At 37.0% G+C, this 18355-nt stretch carries 8 protein-coding genes; 5 read left to right on the top strand and 3 right to left on the bottom strand.

Annotated elements, in window-relative coordinates:
* Window positions 1–98: 98 nt before the first annotated feature.
* On the top strand, window positions 99–1802 hold the full coding sequence (locus MY04_RS25355) for a T9SS type A sorting domain-containing protein (RefSeq protein WP_066215612.1): 1704 nt from the start codon (window positions 99–101) through the stop codon (window positions 1800–1802).
* Window positions 1803–1917: 115 nt separating this feature from the next.
* On the opposite strand, the gene MY04_RS25350 is transcribed toward MY04_RS25355, so the two are convergent.
* A complete protein-coding gene (locus MY04_RS25350; protein ID WP_066215610.1) occupies window positions 1918–6063 on the bottom strand; it encodes a hybrid sensor histidine kinase/response regulator transcription factor in 4146 nt (1381 codons plus the stop codon).
* Window positions 6064–6641: 578 nt separating this feature from the next.
* Here MY04_RS25350 and MY04_RS25345 point away from each other — a divergent pair.
* The 4 genes from MY04_RS25345 (at window position 6642) to MY04_RS25330 (ending at window position 14369) form a co-directional block, all read left to right on the top strand.
* Window positions 6642–9752, top strand: coding sequence for a SusC/RagA family TonB-linked outer membrane protein (locus tag MY04_RS25345; RefSeq protein WP_066215608.1), 3111 nt, complete (start codon window positions 6642–6644; stop codon window positions 9750–9752).
* 12 nt (window positions 9753–9764) lie between these two features.
* Window positions 9765–11585, top strand: coding sequence for a RagB/SusD family nutrient uptake outer membrane protein (locus MY04_RS25340; RefSeq protein WP_084006129.1), 1821 nt, complete (start codon window positions 9765–9767; stop codon window positions 11583–11585).
* An 11-nt stretch (window positions 11586–11596) separates the two neighbouring features.
* Window positions 11597–13669 carry a hypothetical protein gene (locus MY04_RS25335; protein WP_158297913.1) on the top strand — a complete coding sequence of 691 codons (2073 nt, stop codon included), beginning with the start codon at window positions 11597–11599 and terminating at the stop codon, window positions 13667–13669.
* 91 nt (window positions 13670–13760) lie between these two features.
* Entirely contained in the window at window positions 13761–14369 is a 609-nt protein-coding gene (locus MY04_RS25330; protein ID WP_066215600.1) for a hypothetical protein, read from the top strand.
* A gap of 139 nt (window positions 14370–14508) precedes the next feature.
* Here MY04_RS25330 and MY04_RS25325 read toward each other — a convergent pair whose 3' ends face one another.
* Window positions 14509–16443, bottom strand: coding sequence for an FAD-dependent oxidoreductase (locus MY04_RS25325; RefSeq protein WP_066215598.1), 1935 nt, complete (start codon window positions 16441–16443; stop codon window positions 14509–14511).
* A gap of 9 nt (window positions 16444–16452) precedes the next feature.
* On the bottom strand, window positions 16453–18102 hold the full coding sequence (locus MY04_RS25320; protein ID WP_066215596.1) for a sulfatase: 1650 nt from the start codon (window positions 18100–18102) through the stop codon (window positions 16453–16455).
* Between the last annotated feature and the right edge of the window lie 253 nt (window positions 18103–18355).

Genomic DNA, 18355 nt, shown 5'->3' with positions numbered 1-18355 from the left:
TGATGAATAATCTTGATATGTTTTGAGGTGGCCTCTTTTTTTTGGCAATCAATTGATAAACAACTCCATGAATCAGCATGGACTAAGAACACTGACGAATGAAAAGAATTATACTTACCACCACTTTATCACTAATATCATTTTATATTTTTGGACAAGTCAACCCTCTATCAGATCCCAATAACGAAGGTGGTTGGATCTTAAATAAATGGGCAAGCGACGAGTTTAATGGAGACGATCTTAATCGCGGGAAATGGTGGATCCTCGGAGAAAATGATGAATATCGAGCAAAATGGAAGGGCAGGGCTCCTGGTCAGTTTGCCGGACATAATGTGAGAGTCGAAAACGGAGAACTCATCCTAACTTCCAACTGGGAACCCGATTTTGATTATGCTTTAGAAACCAATAATGGATGTTATTATGGTGGAACAACTTCTGGTCCTGACGGCAGCAAACCTATCACTCAAGCAAGTGTAATGAGTGAAACATTTTTTCGATATGGTTACATGGAAATTAGGTGTAAAGCAGCTGATGGTCCTGTAACCTCGGCATTTTGGACCACAGGTTACCACGGAGAAATTGATATGACCGAAAACTACGGTCGTCGACCAATAGGAAATCCACAAAATCAGCCAGAAACCTTAGAAAGAAAATACAGAACCAACCTAATCAGTTGGGATCCCGATAAAGCAGACGATCACGAAAACTGGAAAGTAGAAGACGATATGGGTGTTCGTATGGCTGAGGATTATTATGTGTTTGGTTTCGAGTGGGATAAGGAATATATGAAGACCTATTTTAATGGTCAACTTCTCAGATCAGTAACAAAAGAGGAATTAGAAAAGAACGATCAATGGCGTTACGATTATCCTCATGAGTTGTGGTTATCTTCGGAAGTATTCTGGTGGTACGGACTACCTAGTGAAGCAGATTTTACACAACCTCTAGAATACAAAGTAGACTATATCAGAGTGTGGCAAAAGGAGGAAACACAATCTTTCTTTAACGCAAAAGGCTTTGAGGGACCATTTTATTTTCAAGGAAGAAGTGTGCAGTGGTGGAATAGCCCCAATCACCCTTGGAGAATAAGAAACGAAAAAGTAGCAGAGGGAGAATTTAGTTTACGTTTCCAAAAAGAGGGAGATTTCTCAGGAAACTATTCAATTTTCTCACCTTATGGATCTATGAATTTACCTTCTGGGGAAAATGAAGTAAGCTTCCAAATTTGGATCGATCAAGAGACAGAAGTGGATTTTATTGAAGTGATTTTATCCAATCCAAGAACAACTGTAAAAGTCGATATCAAAGATCTGCCAAAAGAAGAATGGGTGACTGTCTCTCAGATTTTTACACGAAATGGAAGTTCAAATCAAAGTCTCGAAGATGGCGATAGATTACAGTTAATGCTAAGATCTCGTGACATCCAAAGTACAAAAGCTTTATTCTATATCGATGATATTCAGTTTAAAAACGATCTAGATGAGGGTGCTCCAGAATATCCTTATCCAGATGATGAATATCCAGAAGAACCTGATGGCGGATTGCCTCCAACAAGTATCACGCCTCCTTCGGAATCATCTCTGAATTTATATCCAAATCCAGCTTCAGATCAGTTGACTATTAAAAGTTTAGATAATGGATGGATTGAAGTTTACTCGTCTCAAGGCGAGTTGATGATCACTTTAGAGAAAAAGGAAACACAAACAACATTCTCTTTAAATCAGCTTCCATCAGGAATGTACATTTTGATGTTGAAGACCTCTAAAGGAGATATTGAGAGAATGAAATTCATAAAGAAATAGATCAAATAATAACTACCAATATCTGATAATTAATCGAAAAGGCTGCTCTTGTGGAGTGGCCTTTTTTTGTGTATCGAGGGGTTTTAACCCCTCGAACTATGTAAGCCAAACTCCATCAACTCGTCTGCTCCAAACTCTTACTATACTTGCTCGGCGACACCCCATAGTATTCCTTAAACATTCTACTAAAGTGGGTTCTATTTTTAAAGCCAGTTCTCACACAAACATCAGCCACCGGCAATTGTTCTTGTACGAGAAGTTCAGCCGCTTTTTTCAGACGGTAGATCTTAAGTAATTCGTAAGGAGTATAGTTGGTAATTGCTTTTACCTTTTGGAAGAAAGTCGTACGATTTAGGTAAAGTCCTTTAGCGAAAACATTCATATCAATGTCTTCATTTTCGAGGTTCTCTTCAATCAATTCGTAGAATTTCTCGATAAAGATCGCATCTTCTTTATTAGAGTTTTTCTTCTCTACTTCTACAGGGAAATCGATTTGGAAACGTTCTCTCAATTGCTTTCTGTTTTTCAGTAACATTTGAACGGATGCAATTAAGTGTTTCATTTCGAATGGCTTAGAGATGTAGTAATCAGCACCCACTTCCAAACCTTTTACTTTGTCGTCTAAAGAAGACCTTGATGTAAGCAAGATGATTGGAATATGAGAGGTACGGACATCAGATTTTATTTTCTGACACAATTCTAGACCATTCAATTCCGGCATCAAGATATCACTAATAATCAAATCAGGCCACTCTTTTTCGAGCTGATCCAAGCATTCCTTACCATTCACGAAAGTGGTGACATTAAAGTAATCCGATAGAATGCTGTTCACGAAGGTTCTTAATTCCTCATTGTCCTCCACATAGAAAATATTCAAACTCTTCAGACTTTCATCGTACAAATGTGTCGGTAATTCCAGTGCCGAAGGAAGTATTTTCTGCTTTTCATCATCATCTTCTTGAGCGATAAGATCTTGCATCCTCGATTCGTTCATCGCCTCTTTTGCATTTACTTCTACAGGAAGAGCGACTGTAAAGCAAGTGCCTTCACCTTCTGTACTATCTACCTTGATGCTACCGTAGTGCATTTCTACCAATCGTTTCGAAAAGGCCAATCCGATACCAGAACCAATAGAGTAGGTGTTTGAATTTTCATTTTGATAGTATCGATCGAAAACATAAGGTAAGTCCTCTGCTTTCACACCAATACCCGTATCTTCTACCTTGAATTTCAATCCCTCAGCATCATAATGATAACGGATAGAAATTGTGTCTCCTTTTTTAGTAAACTTGAAAGCGTTATTCAATAAGTTATTGAGGATGATTTCTAATTTATTCTCATCAGCTGTAATGAAAAGTTGATTGACTTCTCCCTGTATCAATAGTTTCTTTTTCTGTTTTTCGGCCAATTGCTCAAAGTCTTTTTTGACATTGACGATCAGATCACTAAAATCAAAGTTCTCTTTGTTTAGTTTTAAAATGCTTTGTTCTGCTTTATGGAAATCTTGCACCTGATTGACCAATTGCAACATTTTTTTCGATTGTCTGTTGATCAAGTCCAAATGCGTAAAGGCATCCTGATTGGATTGGAACATTTTCAATAGTACTTGGATAGGCCCAGTAATTAAAGTAATCGGTGTTCTGAATTCATGAGAGATATTCATAAACATCTTTTCCTTTGTTTTATTCAGTTCGTCCACACGATGTCTTTCCACTTGTTCCAGTTCTAATTTGTGTCTCAATTTGGTGTGGTTCAAGACAAAACGACCAACAAAGAATATAATCACAAGGATTATCATCACGTAGATGCTGTAGGCCAACGGTGTTTTCCAATATGGAGGGGAGATGACAATATCTAGGCTTATCGGTTCAGTCCACTTATCTTTTGAATTTGATGCCATCGCTTCCAACGTATAAGATCCCGGAGGTAAACCGTTAAATGATGCATTTTTAAACTTAGAAGATGTTTCTATCCATTCATCATCTTGAGGTAAAAGTCGATATTTTAATTTATAACTCTTTGGATTCGAATAGTGTAATGATAATAACTCAATCGAAAAGATATTCTGATCATAAGCCAAATTGATTTCCTTTTGTTGATACAACGGCTTATCTAAAATGACTTTGCCATTGATACTGTCATTTACATGCACTGTTTTATTGATAATCACTAAATCGCCAAAAGTAAACTCAGGTAGGTTAGAGGAAACCTCTGTTTTTTCAGGATCAAAACCACAAATACCATTACCGCCAGCAAAGAAGATATCTCCATTCTTTTGTTTAAAACCGATGTTTTCGAATGCATACGTATGCATTCCATTTTCTTTGGTGAAATGTTTAAACGTTTTGGTTTTCGGATTGAAACGATTTAAACCACTATCTGTCGTAATCCACAAAGTATGTTCGTCATCTTCCACCACTTTTTTAATGATATTGTTGTCCAAACCATCGCTTTCTGAATAGGTTTTATAAACCACTTTCTGATCACCTAGCTCTGTAAGGATCAGTAAACCAGAACCTTCTGTTCCTAGTGCAATGTTCCCATCTGCTAAATTGATAATATTCGAGATATGATTGCAAGGAAGATATTTCTCTTTTGAAGATTGTGTAAAGTATTGCACTTTTTTCATCTCACTTAAAGGAATATCTTTACTATTATCGATGTTAATCATCCCACTTAATGTATTTCCTACTAAAATTCTTTGGTTAAGGGTATCGTTCAATACACTTTTTACGTGATTCACCTCAGAAATATGGATGTGTTCTTCCTCAACTAATTTTTCATCAGATAATACATTTCCTTTTTGATCCATCTTAACTCTATACAACCCCTGATTGGTTGCTAACCAATAATATCCGAAGTGATCCGTGGTAATTTGAGTTAACCTTGCTTTTAATAGCTTCGATTCTTTATTGGTTTTAATTGGGTACCAATGACTTACCTCTTCTTTCGGCTGATAATACCAAACTCCTCTACCTTTTGTATATCTTAACCACTTCCCACCTTTATCATCCTTAATCACCGATGACCATGCATTCGGCATTGGATTGTTTTTAAACTCTTTTGGTAACGGTTCGATCTTATTCGAAGTCGTATTGTAATTCACCAAACCTCTTAAATACACACTGCATAAAATATGTTCATTATCCCATAATGTACTTTCAAGAACTTTGTTTTTAAACTGTTGTCCTCTTAACTCATCCGTATTGAGGTCGTTGTAACTAAACGCACGAGGTTGACTATCATACAAGAACAAACCTTCATTATAAGAGGAAATCCAAACCTTATTGGTTTTAGTAAGATCCATGATGGCATTCACACGCCCAATTTCGAAGTATTTGCTGTATGAATTTTCGTCTAGCATGGTATTGCGTTCAACAAGAATCGGATTTTCTACCAACCAACAACCTTTAGATAATGACCCCAACCAAAGTTTCCCTTCAACAGTAGCATCTACTTTTAAGAATCTTTCGTTCTGGAAAAAACGTTTGATCTGATGGAATTTATAATCGTCGTTTTGTTTAACAATTCGAAGATGAGTGATACCATTATATAAGGCCACGTAAATGTTCTTTTCATTATCAACCGTAATACTTTTTGCAGGACCAAATCGATCGGTAAAAACATACTCGTGTGTATCATTCGCCACATTGTACATCAAAAGACCTTTTGATGTAGTCATTAGAATCAATTCATCATTATAATTAATCGCATCAAAAATATATTGATAAGTTTTATTCTTAACTTCTATCGGATGCACCCTTTCAATTTTATAGGTATCCTGATTAAAGAAGAGTAAACCATCATATTCCGAAATACATACAATCTGATTATCGATTGCAAAAATCTTATTGATAATAAATGGATGATCAGATTTTGAATTGGAGATCAGATGTTTTGGGAAGTTGACGAACTTTTGCTGATCGTAATAATAGATCGTAATGCCATCTTCGGTGCCAATCCATATATTATGATGTTTATCCTGATATAAAGATCTCACCTTATTATTACTGATCACTATTTTATCGTCAGAGTTTCTAAAGATCTCGAAATCGTAGCCATTAAATTTATTTAAACCATTATAGCTGCCTATCCAAATGTAGCCCTTATGATCCTCTAAAACAGAGGTTAAACCAAAATGAGATAGACCTTCGTTTGTGGTGTAATTAATTAATGATTGGTCGTTTGCTTGTCCATATAAATTATTACTAAATATAAATAAATATAAACAAGAGAATGCAAGTAGTTTTATTCTATACATTTATTAGGATTTAGTTCTGCGGTTGTACAGAAAATTTTAAAAAATTGTTTTTCATTTCATCATTGAATTTAAATATAATATTATTTCAATTAATACTAAACTAATAAGAATAAAAGTTTGAGTGAATGATGTTAACAGCGTAAATAAGTTGACTATAAGTAAAAATGCCGTTTTTCTTAAAAAATCTCTTTTCTCTATTAGTGTTTAAAAGTAACTTATTAAATAATTGATTATCAATTGTTTTTACTATAAAAAACATTTAATTGATTTAAAGTCACCTCAATTTTTCATCATATTTCTACTTTTATTTCATGAAAACGATCAGAATTTTAATACTTTGTCTCTATAAGTTCAAGTGATTTTTTTCGATCTGTATTTTTTTAGAATTAAAATTTCAAAATTCGCTGACAAATCAATGAATTAATATTTAATTTTGAAATGAATTAAAATTGAAATGAAATAATAAATTACAATACAATCGACACATTTTTTGACTTCTTATAAAGAACAATTTTTTAATATTCTATAAGATTTTCGCTTCAATAAATAATAGGCAACTTAATTGATGAAATGAAAAAATGAATGGATACTACTCGATAACCAGAAAATTTAAGGTAGGGATCATCTTTTCTATTACTCTATTACTATTCTCTTTTACTAATCTCTATGCACAAAATAGAGTGATCTCCGGTAAGGTAATAGGACAAGACGATAATCTACCCCTTCCAGGAGTAAATGTCACTCTACAAGGAACTACTACAGGTACCATTACCGACTTCGATGGTAACTTTTCAATTGTAGTAGAAGATGGAAACGTATTAGTGTTTTCATTTATAGGTATGAAAACGAAAACCGTGACTATTAAATCTCAGTCTACTTTAAATGTTACTTTAGAAAGTGAAGTAGAAATGTTGGATGAGGTAGTTAAAATCGGGTATGGTGAGCAAAAGAAGAAAGAAGTTTCGGGTGCAGTAGCACACGTGAAGGCTGAAAACTTAGAGCAAATGACCACTTCCGATTTAGGTGATGCATTACAAGGACAAGTAGCCGGTGTGAGTGTGACTGCTGCTTCGGGTGCTCCAGGTGAGAGTGCGGTAATTCAAATCAGAGGTGTAAGTACACTATCTGAGGTAGAAGGAGCCAACCAACCATTATATGTGGTCGATGGTATTCCTCAAAATGAAGATCCCCGATTAGCACCTAACGAAATTGCGAGTATTGATATCCTTAAGGATCTGGCTTCTTGTGCGGTCTATGGTACTCGTGGTGCAAATGGTGTAATTTTGATTACTACTAAGACAGGTAATCAAGGAAAATTAAAGGTGTCTATTGATGGTAACTATGGTGTGAGAAAGATCATTACCAACACTCCATTAATGAATGCCTCAGAACAAGCGTATTTCGACATCTTACATCAAAGAGCCTTAAATCCAGGCATTTCTGATGATGAGATCAATATGTTGGTATCAAGAAATAAGAACAACTACAAAAATGATAATAACTTAGACGATATCGTTTTTGAAGATTATGCACCAACACAACAATATAACATCAACCTAACAGGTGGTTCAAGTGCAGGATTTACTTACAACTTAACAGGTGGTTATTATGGTCAGAAAGGTAACGTCATCAACTCTAATTTTGAAAGATTGAACTTTAGAGGTGGTTCTAGTTACAAATCGGATAAATGGACAATCAATACTTCATTGGCCTTGTCTACAGAAGATAGACAACGTCCAAGCGGTAACTTATTGAATCAAACGATTCGCTACAAGCCTTACATGGCGCCACTAGATCCTGAAAAGAATATTTACGAAGGAGCATCGGACCAAGAAGCAATGCAAGCCAACTTCTTGTATCAAGCATTGTATTTCCAAGACGATGAATCGAGAGACCGTTTATCTGGTAATATCAGTATCAAATATGATTTTACCGATTGGTTATCATTTACTACCAATGCAGGTGGTAATATTATGAACCGATACAGAAACCGATTAAACCCTTATTTTAAGGTAGTGAACCAACAAACAGGGAAAGAATTCTCTAACCCTAACAATTCGTACTATTCGGAAGCAGTGGAGAGATCGACAGGTTTTAGCTGGGATGGACGTTTATTCGCTAAGAAATCATTCGGAGATCATACGGTTTCTGCTTTGATTGGTGCTTCAATGGAAGAGTATGGTGGACAAAGTCATACTGTACAAAGAAGAGGTATTGTAGATAACGATAAGCCAGGCTTTGGATCGGCAACTTTGGAAACAACAGTGACTCCAGGGTTTAACTATGCCTACAAAATCATTGGTACAATTGGTCGTTTACAATACGATTACAAAGGCAAGTACTTACTATCGTTAAGTGGTAACTATAACGGTAACTCAAAGTTTGCAGAAAACAACAAATTTAAGTTCTTCCCATCAGCATCAGTAGGTTGGAACGTTTCTGAAGAAGATTTCTTCGCTGATTTTAGATCAACAATGAACATGTTCAAAATTAGAGCATCTCATGGTAACGTTGGTGGACAAAGCTTTAGACCTTATGCCGATCTTCCAACGATCAGAAGAGGATTTGATTATAGCTTTAATGGACAAGTGTATAGTGGTGCTGCTCAAGCAGCATTTGCTAACCCTGATATTCAGTGGGAAACATCCATCCAAAATAACATTGGTGTAGATATGGCATTTTTTGATAACCGTTTAACATTCAATGCAGACGTTTACCACACCACAAAACAAGACATGTTATTCCCGATTGCCACGCCAGCATCAGCGGGTTCTTCAGCAGGAAGTAACAACGATAAATTGGTGACACTAAATGTGGGTAACATGGTGAACCAAGGTCTTGAATTGGCACTAGGTTACAAAGGTAGATTCAAAAAATTGAATTGGAATATTACAGGTACTTTTGCTACAAATAGCAACGAGATCACAAACATGAACTCGGAGGACTTTGTATACACTGCCGATCAAGGTTTGATCTATGGTGCTACTAACCAATCGAGAGTGACGGCTTATGCGACAGGTCATGAAGCAGGTGCTTTCTTCTTGTACAAAACAGAAGGTATTATCAACTCTGAAGAGAAATTGGCAGAATATCAAAAAGTGAACCCTGCTGCTAGAATGGGCGACTTGATGATTAGAGATACCAACGGGGACGGTCAGATTACTGAAGCAGATAAAGTATATGCAGGTAGTGGTCTTCCGAAATACGAAGCAGGTTTTATCCTAAATCTTCGTTATAAAAACTGGGACTTTATGATGAACTGGTACGGAGCTTTTGGTCATGAAATCATGAACGGTAGTAAGTTAATGGCTTACTCAGAAGGTAGACACTTGGATCAGATCCATACCTACTCAGCTGATAATCCATATTCTCCAATTCCAGCATATAGAGGTGATTTAAAACAAGGTACGACCAACTTTAGAGGAGATACAGACCTTTGGTTGGAAGATGGTTCTTATTTGAGATTGAAAAACGTAACGTTAGGTTACACTATTCCTAGGAACAAATTAAAGAAAGCCGGTATCGATCAAGTGAGATTCTACATTAGAGCTCAGAACCCACTAACATTTACAAAATACACAGGATATGATCCTGAAGTAGGTGGTAACGGGGTATCATCAAGAGGTTTGGACAAAGGTAACTATCCAATTGCCGCGCTTTACTCAACAGGTTTTAGATTCAACTTCTAATCAATTAGACAAATGAAGAAATTAAATAATTATATATTAAAGTGTATATTATTTCTCGTTATTCCGTTGATAGCAATTAGTTGTAACAACTATCTAACAGAAATAAATCCAAACGAAACAACGAAAGCAGATTTCTATCAGAATCTGGACGATTCGGAGTCAGGACTAACTGCCGTGTATGCTTCTATGATGAATCATTACATCTGGAACTTTGGAGAAGAAGCTTGTCGTTCAGATTTGGGCTACCCAGGAATGGATCGTCCAACGCCAACAAGTAGATACTTGGCTTTTTATCAGCATACTTATACCGAGACGACCAATGAGATAAACAAAAAGTGGGATGCTTTGTATGCAGCTATCTTCAGGTCAAATCAAGTAATCCATGGTTTGCAATCAGAACCTATGGAAGATTACAGAGAAGATGAAAAGTGGATGCTGCAAATGGCACAAGCTCGTTTCTTTAGAGGATTGTATCACTTTTATGCACATCAAGCATTCAATAATGGCAAAGTCATTATTAGAGACTCTTGGACGGATGCAAATGATATGTACAAAAAAGCTTCTGAACCTGCAGAGGTGTTAGCATTTATCAGAGAGGATTTTAGATTTGCTTACGACCACCTTCCAGCTATTTTTAATAACGCAACAGGTTATGTAGCAGAAGGTAGAGTAACTAAAGGTACTGCAGCAATGTTGTTGGCCAACTCTTACATGTTTGATTTTGTGAATGGTACCAACTACGATTCGGCAGCATATTACTACGAAGATGTGATTTACAATAATGAGTACGGTTACAAGTTGGAGACAGACATGGAAAAGATGTTTACTACAGCGGGTGACTTTAATTCAGAATCAATCTTAGAAATTGCTTACTCTAACGAAGTTAGACCAGATTTAGGCGATTGGGATGAAGTGAATGGTCAGAACAGATGGGCAGCCGTTTTCTCACCTCAGATTTATGGTGGACAAAGACAAACAATTCCTGTAGGTTGGATTACTTATGCTTACAGATTGGATCCCGTGGACCCATTAGATGCTAGAAATAATGTAGAATACGATGGCGACAACTTCGATAGAATGATCTCTATGAGAGCATCAGCAATGATGGCTTTACCACAAGACGATTTAACGCCATACTACAAACAACCTTCAGTATCAGAAGCGGATCCTTATAGAGCAGGTGGAGCAAGATCTCCAGAATTCGGTTACTTTAAACACTTCTCGAATTACGATGTGTTGGATTCTGAAAGAAGCTTGCCAATGGGCTTAAACAGATCGCCTAAAAATGTGATCGTAAATAGATTATCAGAAGCTTATTTGAACTTGGCAGAGTGTAAAATCCAACAAGGAATGATACAGGATGCATTAAACTTGATCAATACAGTGAGAGACCGTTGGGGTGTTGTTCTTTTAGGAACATCACAAGGTTTAAGCAAAACATATGATGGTAAATCTTATGATGCTACTTCTTTGATGGACCACTTAATGTATGTAGAAAAGCCATTGGAACTTTCAGTGGAAGGATACATGACACGTTGGATCGATTTAAGACGATGGAATGTGATTCGTAAGAACTATGAAAGAATTTCTAGTCAGAATTATTGGGTGATTCACTTTAAAGATGCTAGAACAAATTCTAAGAAAATCCTTTGGAACTCAGAAATTATACCAGGTGGTGATACTCACCCGATGCCTGAGAAGGAACATACTGCAAGACCTAACTACAAGATTGTAGATGGTGAATTGGCATTGATGAACTACATTCCAAGTTTACATGATTTTTATCCGATCCCAACATCGGAAACTTCAACCAATCCTGAGGTGAACAATTAGAGATTAGAACTATGAAAAAGATAGTATTAAATATATTGAAGCTAACACTGCTTATGTCGATTGTCTTCTCTTGTAAGAAAGATGAAGAATTGCCAGACGAAGCAAAAGTGAGGGCCGTTGCATGGTCAATTAGTGAGGAACATAAAGATACTTTAGAGATTAACATTAATAACTATATCTCTTTTATGGACCTTTCCCAAGGAACATTGTTCCATCAATGGGAAATTACTGATAACCTACATTTTCTATCAGGCGATTTTACGGCATCAGAAGAAGATTATACGCCATTTATTGATAATGCCAAAGGAAGTAAAACAGAAGACATTACTGTGCATGTTTTATTTGAAGAAGCAGGTTATCAGAAAGTGAGACTTTACAATACTTACGATAGAAAAGTGAAGCATAATGGTCTATCGAGACAGTTAGAAGCAGTTCCTCATGAGACGGAAACAGGTATTTGGGTAATTGATACTGCGTTTACAGTTGATGTTTATGCTGATCTCGCTCCTGCTTTTTATGTATTAAAAAATGGAGTAGATACACTTTGTGTCGTTGGTGCAGAAGACGTAATTGATGGATCTGACGATTCTGATTGGGCCACTGTAAACCTTGTTGCGGGTGAAGATAAGCTAACTTTTGTAGATACTACCACTGTTGGTCGACCTACTGAAAGAGAGTGGAACTTATCTTGGTTAGGGGAAACAAGTAAACAAAGAATTTTTGAAGTGACTCCTATGAAAATCGGTTGGGGAAGAGCTGGAAATTTAACAACTATCAGACAAGGTTCATCTGGACGTATAAATCAAAATATAGCAAAGACTATACCTCTGAATTTGAACGTGAAAGCTCCAGAAATTCATCCTCAATACGAAGTGTATAAAGACGGTATGTTAATCTTCGCTTTCAATGAAGGAGATGAAATTCCATCAAATACAGATCAATGGATGAAGGTGGATCTTAAAATTAATGAGAAACTGACTTTCGTTGATAAAACGGTAAGAGGTTTGACGGATAGCAGAGAGTGGACATTAAACAATGCGGAACTTCCTGTATATACTGACGAAACTTCTGAGGTCACTTACCCTGAAATCTTGAATTACTTCGAAGCAGGTACTTTTGCGGCCATCCGTACTGCTGGTGACTTCGATGAAGCAAGAGCAGAAGTGAAGATTCCATTGATGATAAAAGTAGATGAAGCTTTATTGAAAACTTCAGACTTAATGGAAAACAGTGCGAAGAAAATCACTTTCGAAACATCAATTCCTGTAGCATCAATTGGTTCTAACGCAGCGAACTCATTCAAAGTACATATCAAAAACTTAAGTGGACACGATGCTGCCTCGTCAATATCAAGAGTTGAAGTGGATCCATCGAACAACAAGAAGTTAGTACTTACAGTAGGTGAGCAAACATATAACTCTGATCAGATTTTCATCTCTTATGATGGTAATGGCGATATTAGATCAGCTACTGGAAATGTATTAGATGCATTTGATACAGAGCAAGTAGAAATGTACATCACCTCTACCAATGAGTTTGAGAATCCAGAAATGATTGACTTCGAATTAGAAGGTGTAAATGTACAAGATGCTTTCGCTACCGGATGGTGGGTTGATAATTCAGTTGTAGGAGGAAGATTATGGAAACGTACAACAGATAAAGCATCAAAAGGAAATGCATCTATGTCGTTAGTTATTGAAGATCGAGCAACTCAAGGCGCTTCTCAATTATTCAGTATTCATAATGTGCATAATGGAGGACCTAACAATAACGGTATGAAAAACCCAGCAGGTGATTATGAATTCACTTTCGATATTTATATCCCTGAAGGCGTTGATTTTACTAGCGGTTTAGAGACTAACTTCCAAGATTTATCTAACTCAGATGATAAACAATTCTTGACTCCAGATCTATCTGATGTTGAGAAAGGACAGTGGGTAACTGTAACTCAACATATTACTTTCGATAAAGATGGTAACAGAAGACAAGTATTCTTTGGTATTGACACGCCAGTACCAAGCACAGGAAGATTGGAATTCTACATCGACAATATCGTGGTAAGAGCCATTGAATTAAGACCTTAATAGATAAAGGAAAACACAGGGCGTTATCAAAAGACGTCCTGTGATTTATAACTCCTCACGTTGGAGCACTCCTTTAATAAATGATACAATTATGAAACTAAGACATATTTTATGGGTGGCTGTACTTGCTATAGTACAAACATCTTGTCAAGATATTCATCCAGAAGTAGGAGCACCTATCAGTAAAACTGAAGTATTCGAAATAAAAAGTACTACCGCTTTTCCTTCGGCATTGAACATGATCGGCTTTAATTTGTACAAGGAAAAACCTTTACAAATTTCCTACATCACAGATCTTACTTTGAGAAATCATACGATAGAAGATTACTCAAATAATGTAACCGGAACGGACAAAGAAATTACCTATAAGATCAACGATTTTAATGGTCCGATGTACTATACGGTAAAACAAGAAGCGTCTCAGGACAGTATGGTGATGCCGAATGTAGACATTATGGATTATCAAATTAATCTTTCTTATACAGATGCGGAACAACCTGCACAGGCAGAGGGAATCATCAGAATTACCTCTTACTCAGATACATTAATTCATTTTCCTTTTGAGCGTTATTTAACTGACTCAGATGGTGGAATTATAGGTGTTGAATACGGAACACCTGATACATTAGTCAACAGCGAATTATTTAGCTATACTATCGATGATATGGTGATCGCTAATGATAATGAGGTATTCAACTAATCGTTCATTTTGATATCAATTTAAGACCATCTCAATTACTGAGATGGTTTTTTTATGCTCTACCTTTTGATTTGATAACTAAAAAAGACAGCCCAAATTGAACTGCCTTTAACTATCTGCTTACTGATTTTACTTTTAGCTAACTTAGTGCATTGATTTCGAACAATTTTGCAGCAACTGCACCATAAGTTTCTTTCAGTTTTATTCTAAGTCCTGTCGTTTTTATTTGATCAAACTCAAAACATATTCTTCTCGTTTGATTGTTGTCGACATCACCTAATTCGACCCATTTACCATTTACTCTTGCTTCTAATGAGAGCGACTTGAGCATTTCAGGGGGTACTTTATCCGTATAAATTTTATTCTTGTAGACATGTCGCATCATAATGTTTACCTTCACATTTGTATCGCACTTAATGATCACCGACGATAGATCGACCGCTTCATCCCATTCGCATTGAACTTCTGCGGGCAAGCCTTTCGACATCCAGTGGTTAGTACTTTTTTGAAGATCTCTCGACCAACCGTCTTTTAGCAATTCGACATCACCTGATGCGGTCGAAGAAGCAATTATCTTATTGGCTTTTTTAAACTGATCGTTCTTTAAATTGGATGGACGATTAGGAATAAAGGCGTCATTCATCAATAAAATATCCTGAAGGTCATTCATATATTTTTGATAAATACCTCTTGGAGAAGTCTTCTTTTTGATACACATCGAAGCGGCTGTTCCTGTAGCTTGTCCCATCAAAGCACAAGTCGCCATTACCCTTGTAGAAGATAAGGCAATGTGCGTTTGACTAATATTCCTGCCACTGAACATCAAATTATTGATGTTTTTACTATACAAACTTCTGAAGGGGATTTCATAAACTTTGCTGAATTGCTTGTGGAAATAACTCGGTGGTTCTTTCATGTTTTCCAATCCGCCAGGGTTATGTTCATCCAACGACCAACCCCCAAAAGCGACAGCATCTTCGAAATGTTTGTGATCGACTAAATCTCTTTCACTTAGAATATGATCTCCGATGAAACGTCTTGATTCTCTTTTACCAGGAACTGATCCGATCCAATCCAAAGCAAAGTTGGCAGAATCCGGATATTCCCCAGAGTTTTTGATGTAGTCCCAAATGCCATGTACATAGCCCATCAATTTTTTACGCATTTCCTCTTGATCCTCTATGATGTCGAATTCCGAACCGACTTCGCACCACCAATATCCCTCTGTATACGACTGCACTTTACGTTTAGGATGTGATCCTTCTAAAGTAAATGGAATAGCAAAAGAAGGAGGTGTGTAAGGCATTGGCTTTCCATAGTCTTTGCCATGGATTAGAATTGATGTACCCATTTGCCAACCATCCGCCTTTTTAGGGGCATATTTTTCGTTGAACTCATGAGAGGCCTCTCGACCCGTTCTATATTCTGCACCCGCTTTGGCAGCAAGCAGACCATCGCCAGAGCAATCGATAAACTGTTTGGCGGAGAGATGAAGCTCCGTTTCTGTTGTATTTTGCCAACAAACGGCAGTTTTGATGGTATTCCCCGACATTTCCGCATGTATTGCCTGAGTGTTTAAGATCAGCTCCAAATTGGGTTCTCTATCCACAAAATCATACAATACGTGATCCCAATAAGGGAAAGATTCTTGTGGATTTTGAAAACGGTTTTGCAGTAATAGTTCCTCAATAATTCCTGTCTCTCTTTCGGGAATCCAATCGGGTACCAAGTGATTTACACCATTCACCAACACACGGATTTCGCTTGAAGCATTGCCCCCTAACACCGAACGATCTTGCACTAAAGCTGTTTTAACACCTTCTCTTGCACTTGCCACAGCTGCACAAATTCCAGCGAGTCCACCACCAACAACCACGACATCGAAAGTCTTGGCCTTCATTCTCTGAGGCACTTTTTGTTGATGTCCATTCATGTCCGTCCACTGATCTTTACTTCGATCGCTCAAGACGGTTTTCTTTCCTTTTTTGTCTTTGGCTTCCAATTCTGAAGCACCCAGAATGCCCAGCCCCGCAGCACCGAGCATTCCGTTTTTAAAAAAATCTCTTCTTTTCATTTCACCTTTTTATGATTGTTGTTGAGGCACATTTCCTTTCCATCCTTTATCAAATTGTAGCATAAGTTGTTGCACTAGTTCAGGACGTTCATCGGCAATGTTTTTAGTTTCTTTTGGGTCGTTTTTATGATCAAATAGTTCGATAAAAATAGGTGCTTCATGAGGTGCTTTTCTATTCTTCCAAACGATCATTCTATAGTCATTGGTACGCATACTGTACCCCATAATATCATTTTCGAACAAGGCACGATCCCATTCCTCTTTCATCTGATCTTTGATTTCTTGCTCCACCTCTTCGATGAGTGGACCAAAATAAGTTTCTCTCATTCCTTCCGATAAAGGATTCGCCGCCCATTCTCTCAATGCAGGCGTTGGGAACTGACTAAACACCGCTTCTTTCCATGGTAAGTTTGGTTGACCTAATAATGGAGTAAATGATGTTCCTTCCAAATGTTCAGGCTTTGGCAACCCGGCCATATCACACAAAGTAGGGTACATGTCTACCAATTCAACCAGAGCATTTGATGATTGTCCTCTAGTTTTATCGTTTTGGAATGGACTCCAAACCACTAAAGGAACACGAGTAGCGATTTCGTAGTTAGTTGCTTTCCCCCAAATACCCATTTCGCCTAAGTGGTAACCATGGTCCGACCAAACCATCACGATAGTATTCTCCAATAATCCTTCTTCTTTAAGGAAGTCCAATACTTTTCCAATTTGAGCATCTACATAACTAGAAGTGGCTAAATAGGCATGTTTTAATTCTAAAGCCAAGCTATCCGGAATATCACCTTTATTTGGAATATTGGCTCTTGTTCTTAGCTCAAAAGAAGCATGTAATCCCATAGCAGCACCGTTTTCTGGAGCCGTATTGTTTTCTGCCAATTTGATATTGTTACGGTCGTATAAATCCCAATATTTCTTTGGAGCAATAAAGTTGAGGTGAGGGGCGATATATCCCAATCCCATAAAGAAAGGCTTTTCAGGATTTTCCTCAACAATCTTTTTGATGTTCGCAATTGCTAAATCAGTCACGTATCCATCGATATATTGATTATCGGGAACGTCCATGCATTCGAAAGCTGGACCTAATCCCAATCCGTATTTTGCCTTATCGCCATACTTTTTAATCATGGCCGATTTATTCTTCTTAAAGATCTCTTGATTCTTAGGATCGATATATCCACCAACAAGTCCTTTTAAAGTATTTTTAATTAAGGATTTATCAGGCTTCACAGACCAAGATAAACCTGGATCGTTGTATTTCGCATGATACACTTTGCCACAATTAATTGTAGTATAACCATGGTCTTTAAAGTGTTGTGGAAGCGTGATAATATCGGGATTCTCGTCTCTAAAATACGTATAGTTCTCGATTACGTTAATGGTTTCCGGACGAGCACCCGTCATTAAACTAGCTCTAGACGGACTACAAATGGCTTGCTGACAATAGGCTCTGTTGAACTGTGTTCCTTGCTTCGAAAGCTTGTCGATATTAGGCGTAATGGCCATACTGTTGTCGTAGGAACTCATCTCCGGTCGAAGGTCGTCGATAGAGATAAATAAGATGTTGGGCTTCTTTTTCTGTGCTACTTCGTGTTTACATGAAGAGAATAAAGAAACGCCACAAACGATGAGTAATAAGAATTTCAATTTCATTTTTTAGTTTGTTTTGTTCGTAGCCAATATCGTGGGGAAAATCAGTTTTGTGAGTGTTGCTGATCAAAAGGATGTTGTTGAAAGTAAATATCAAAAAATCGATGGGAAGGAGGATAGAAAATTAATTTGGAAGACTAGACTAGAAATGAACATCAAGTAGTTTGTGGGTAGGAGTGATGTGTTTCTAAGTATCGAAATAGTACAATTTTCCAGATTATTTGATGATCATCGAGAAAAAATCACCAAAAAAATC

This window comes from Flammeovirga sp. MY04, assembly GCF_001682195.2.
Lineage (GTDB): Bacteria > Bacteroidota > Bacteroidia > Cytophagales > Flammeovirgaceae > Flammeovirga > Flammeovirga yaeyamensis.
Note: the sequence above shows the minus strand (reverse complement) of the source record. Positions and strands in the feature narration are given on the sequence as shown.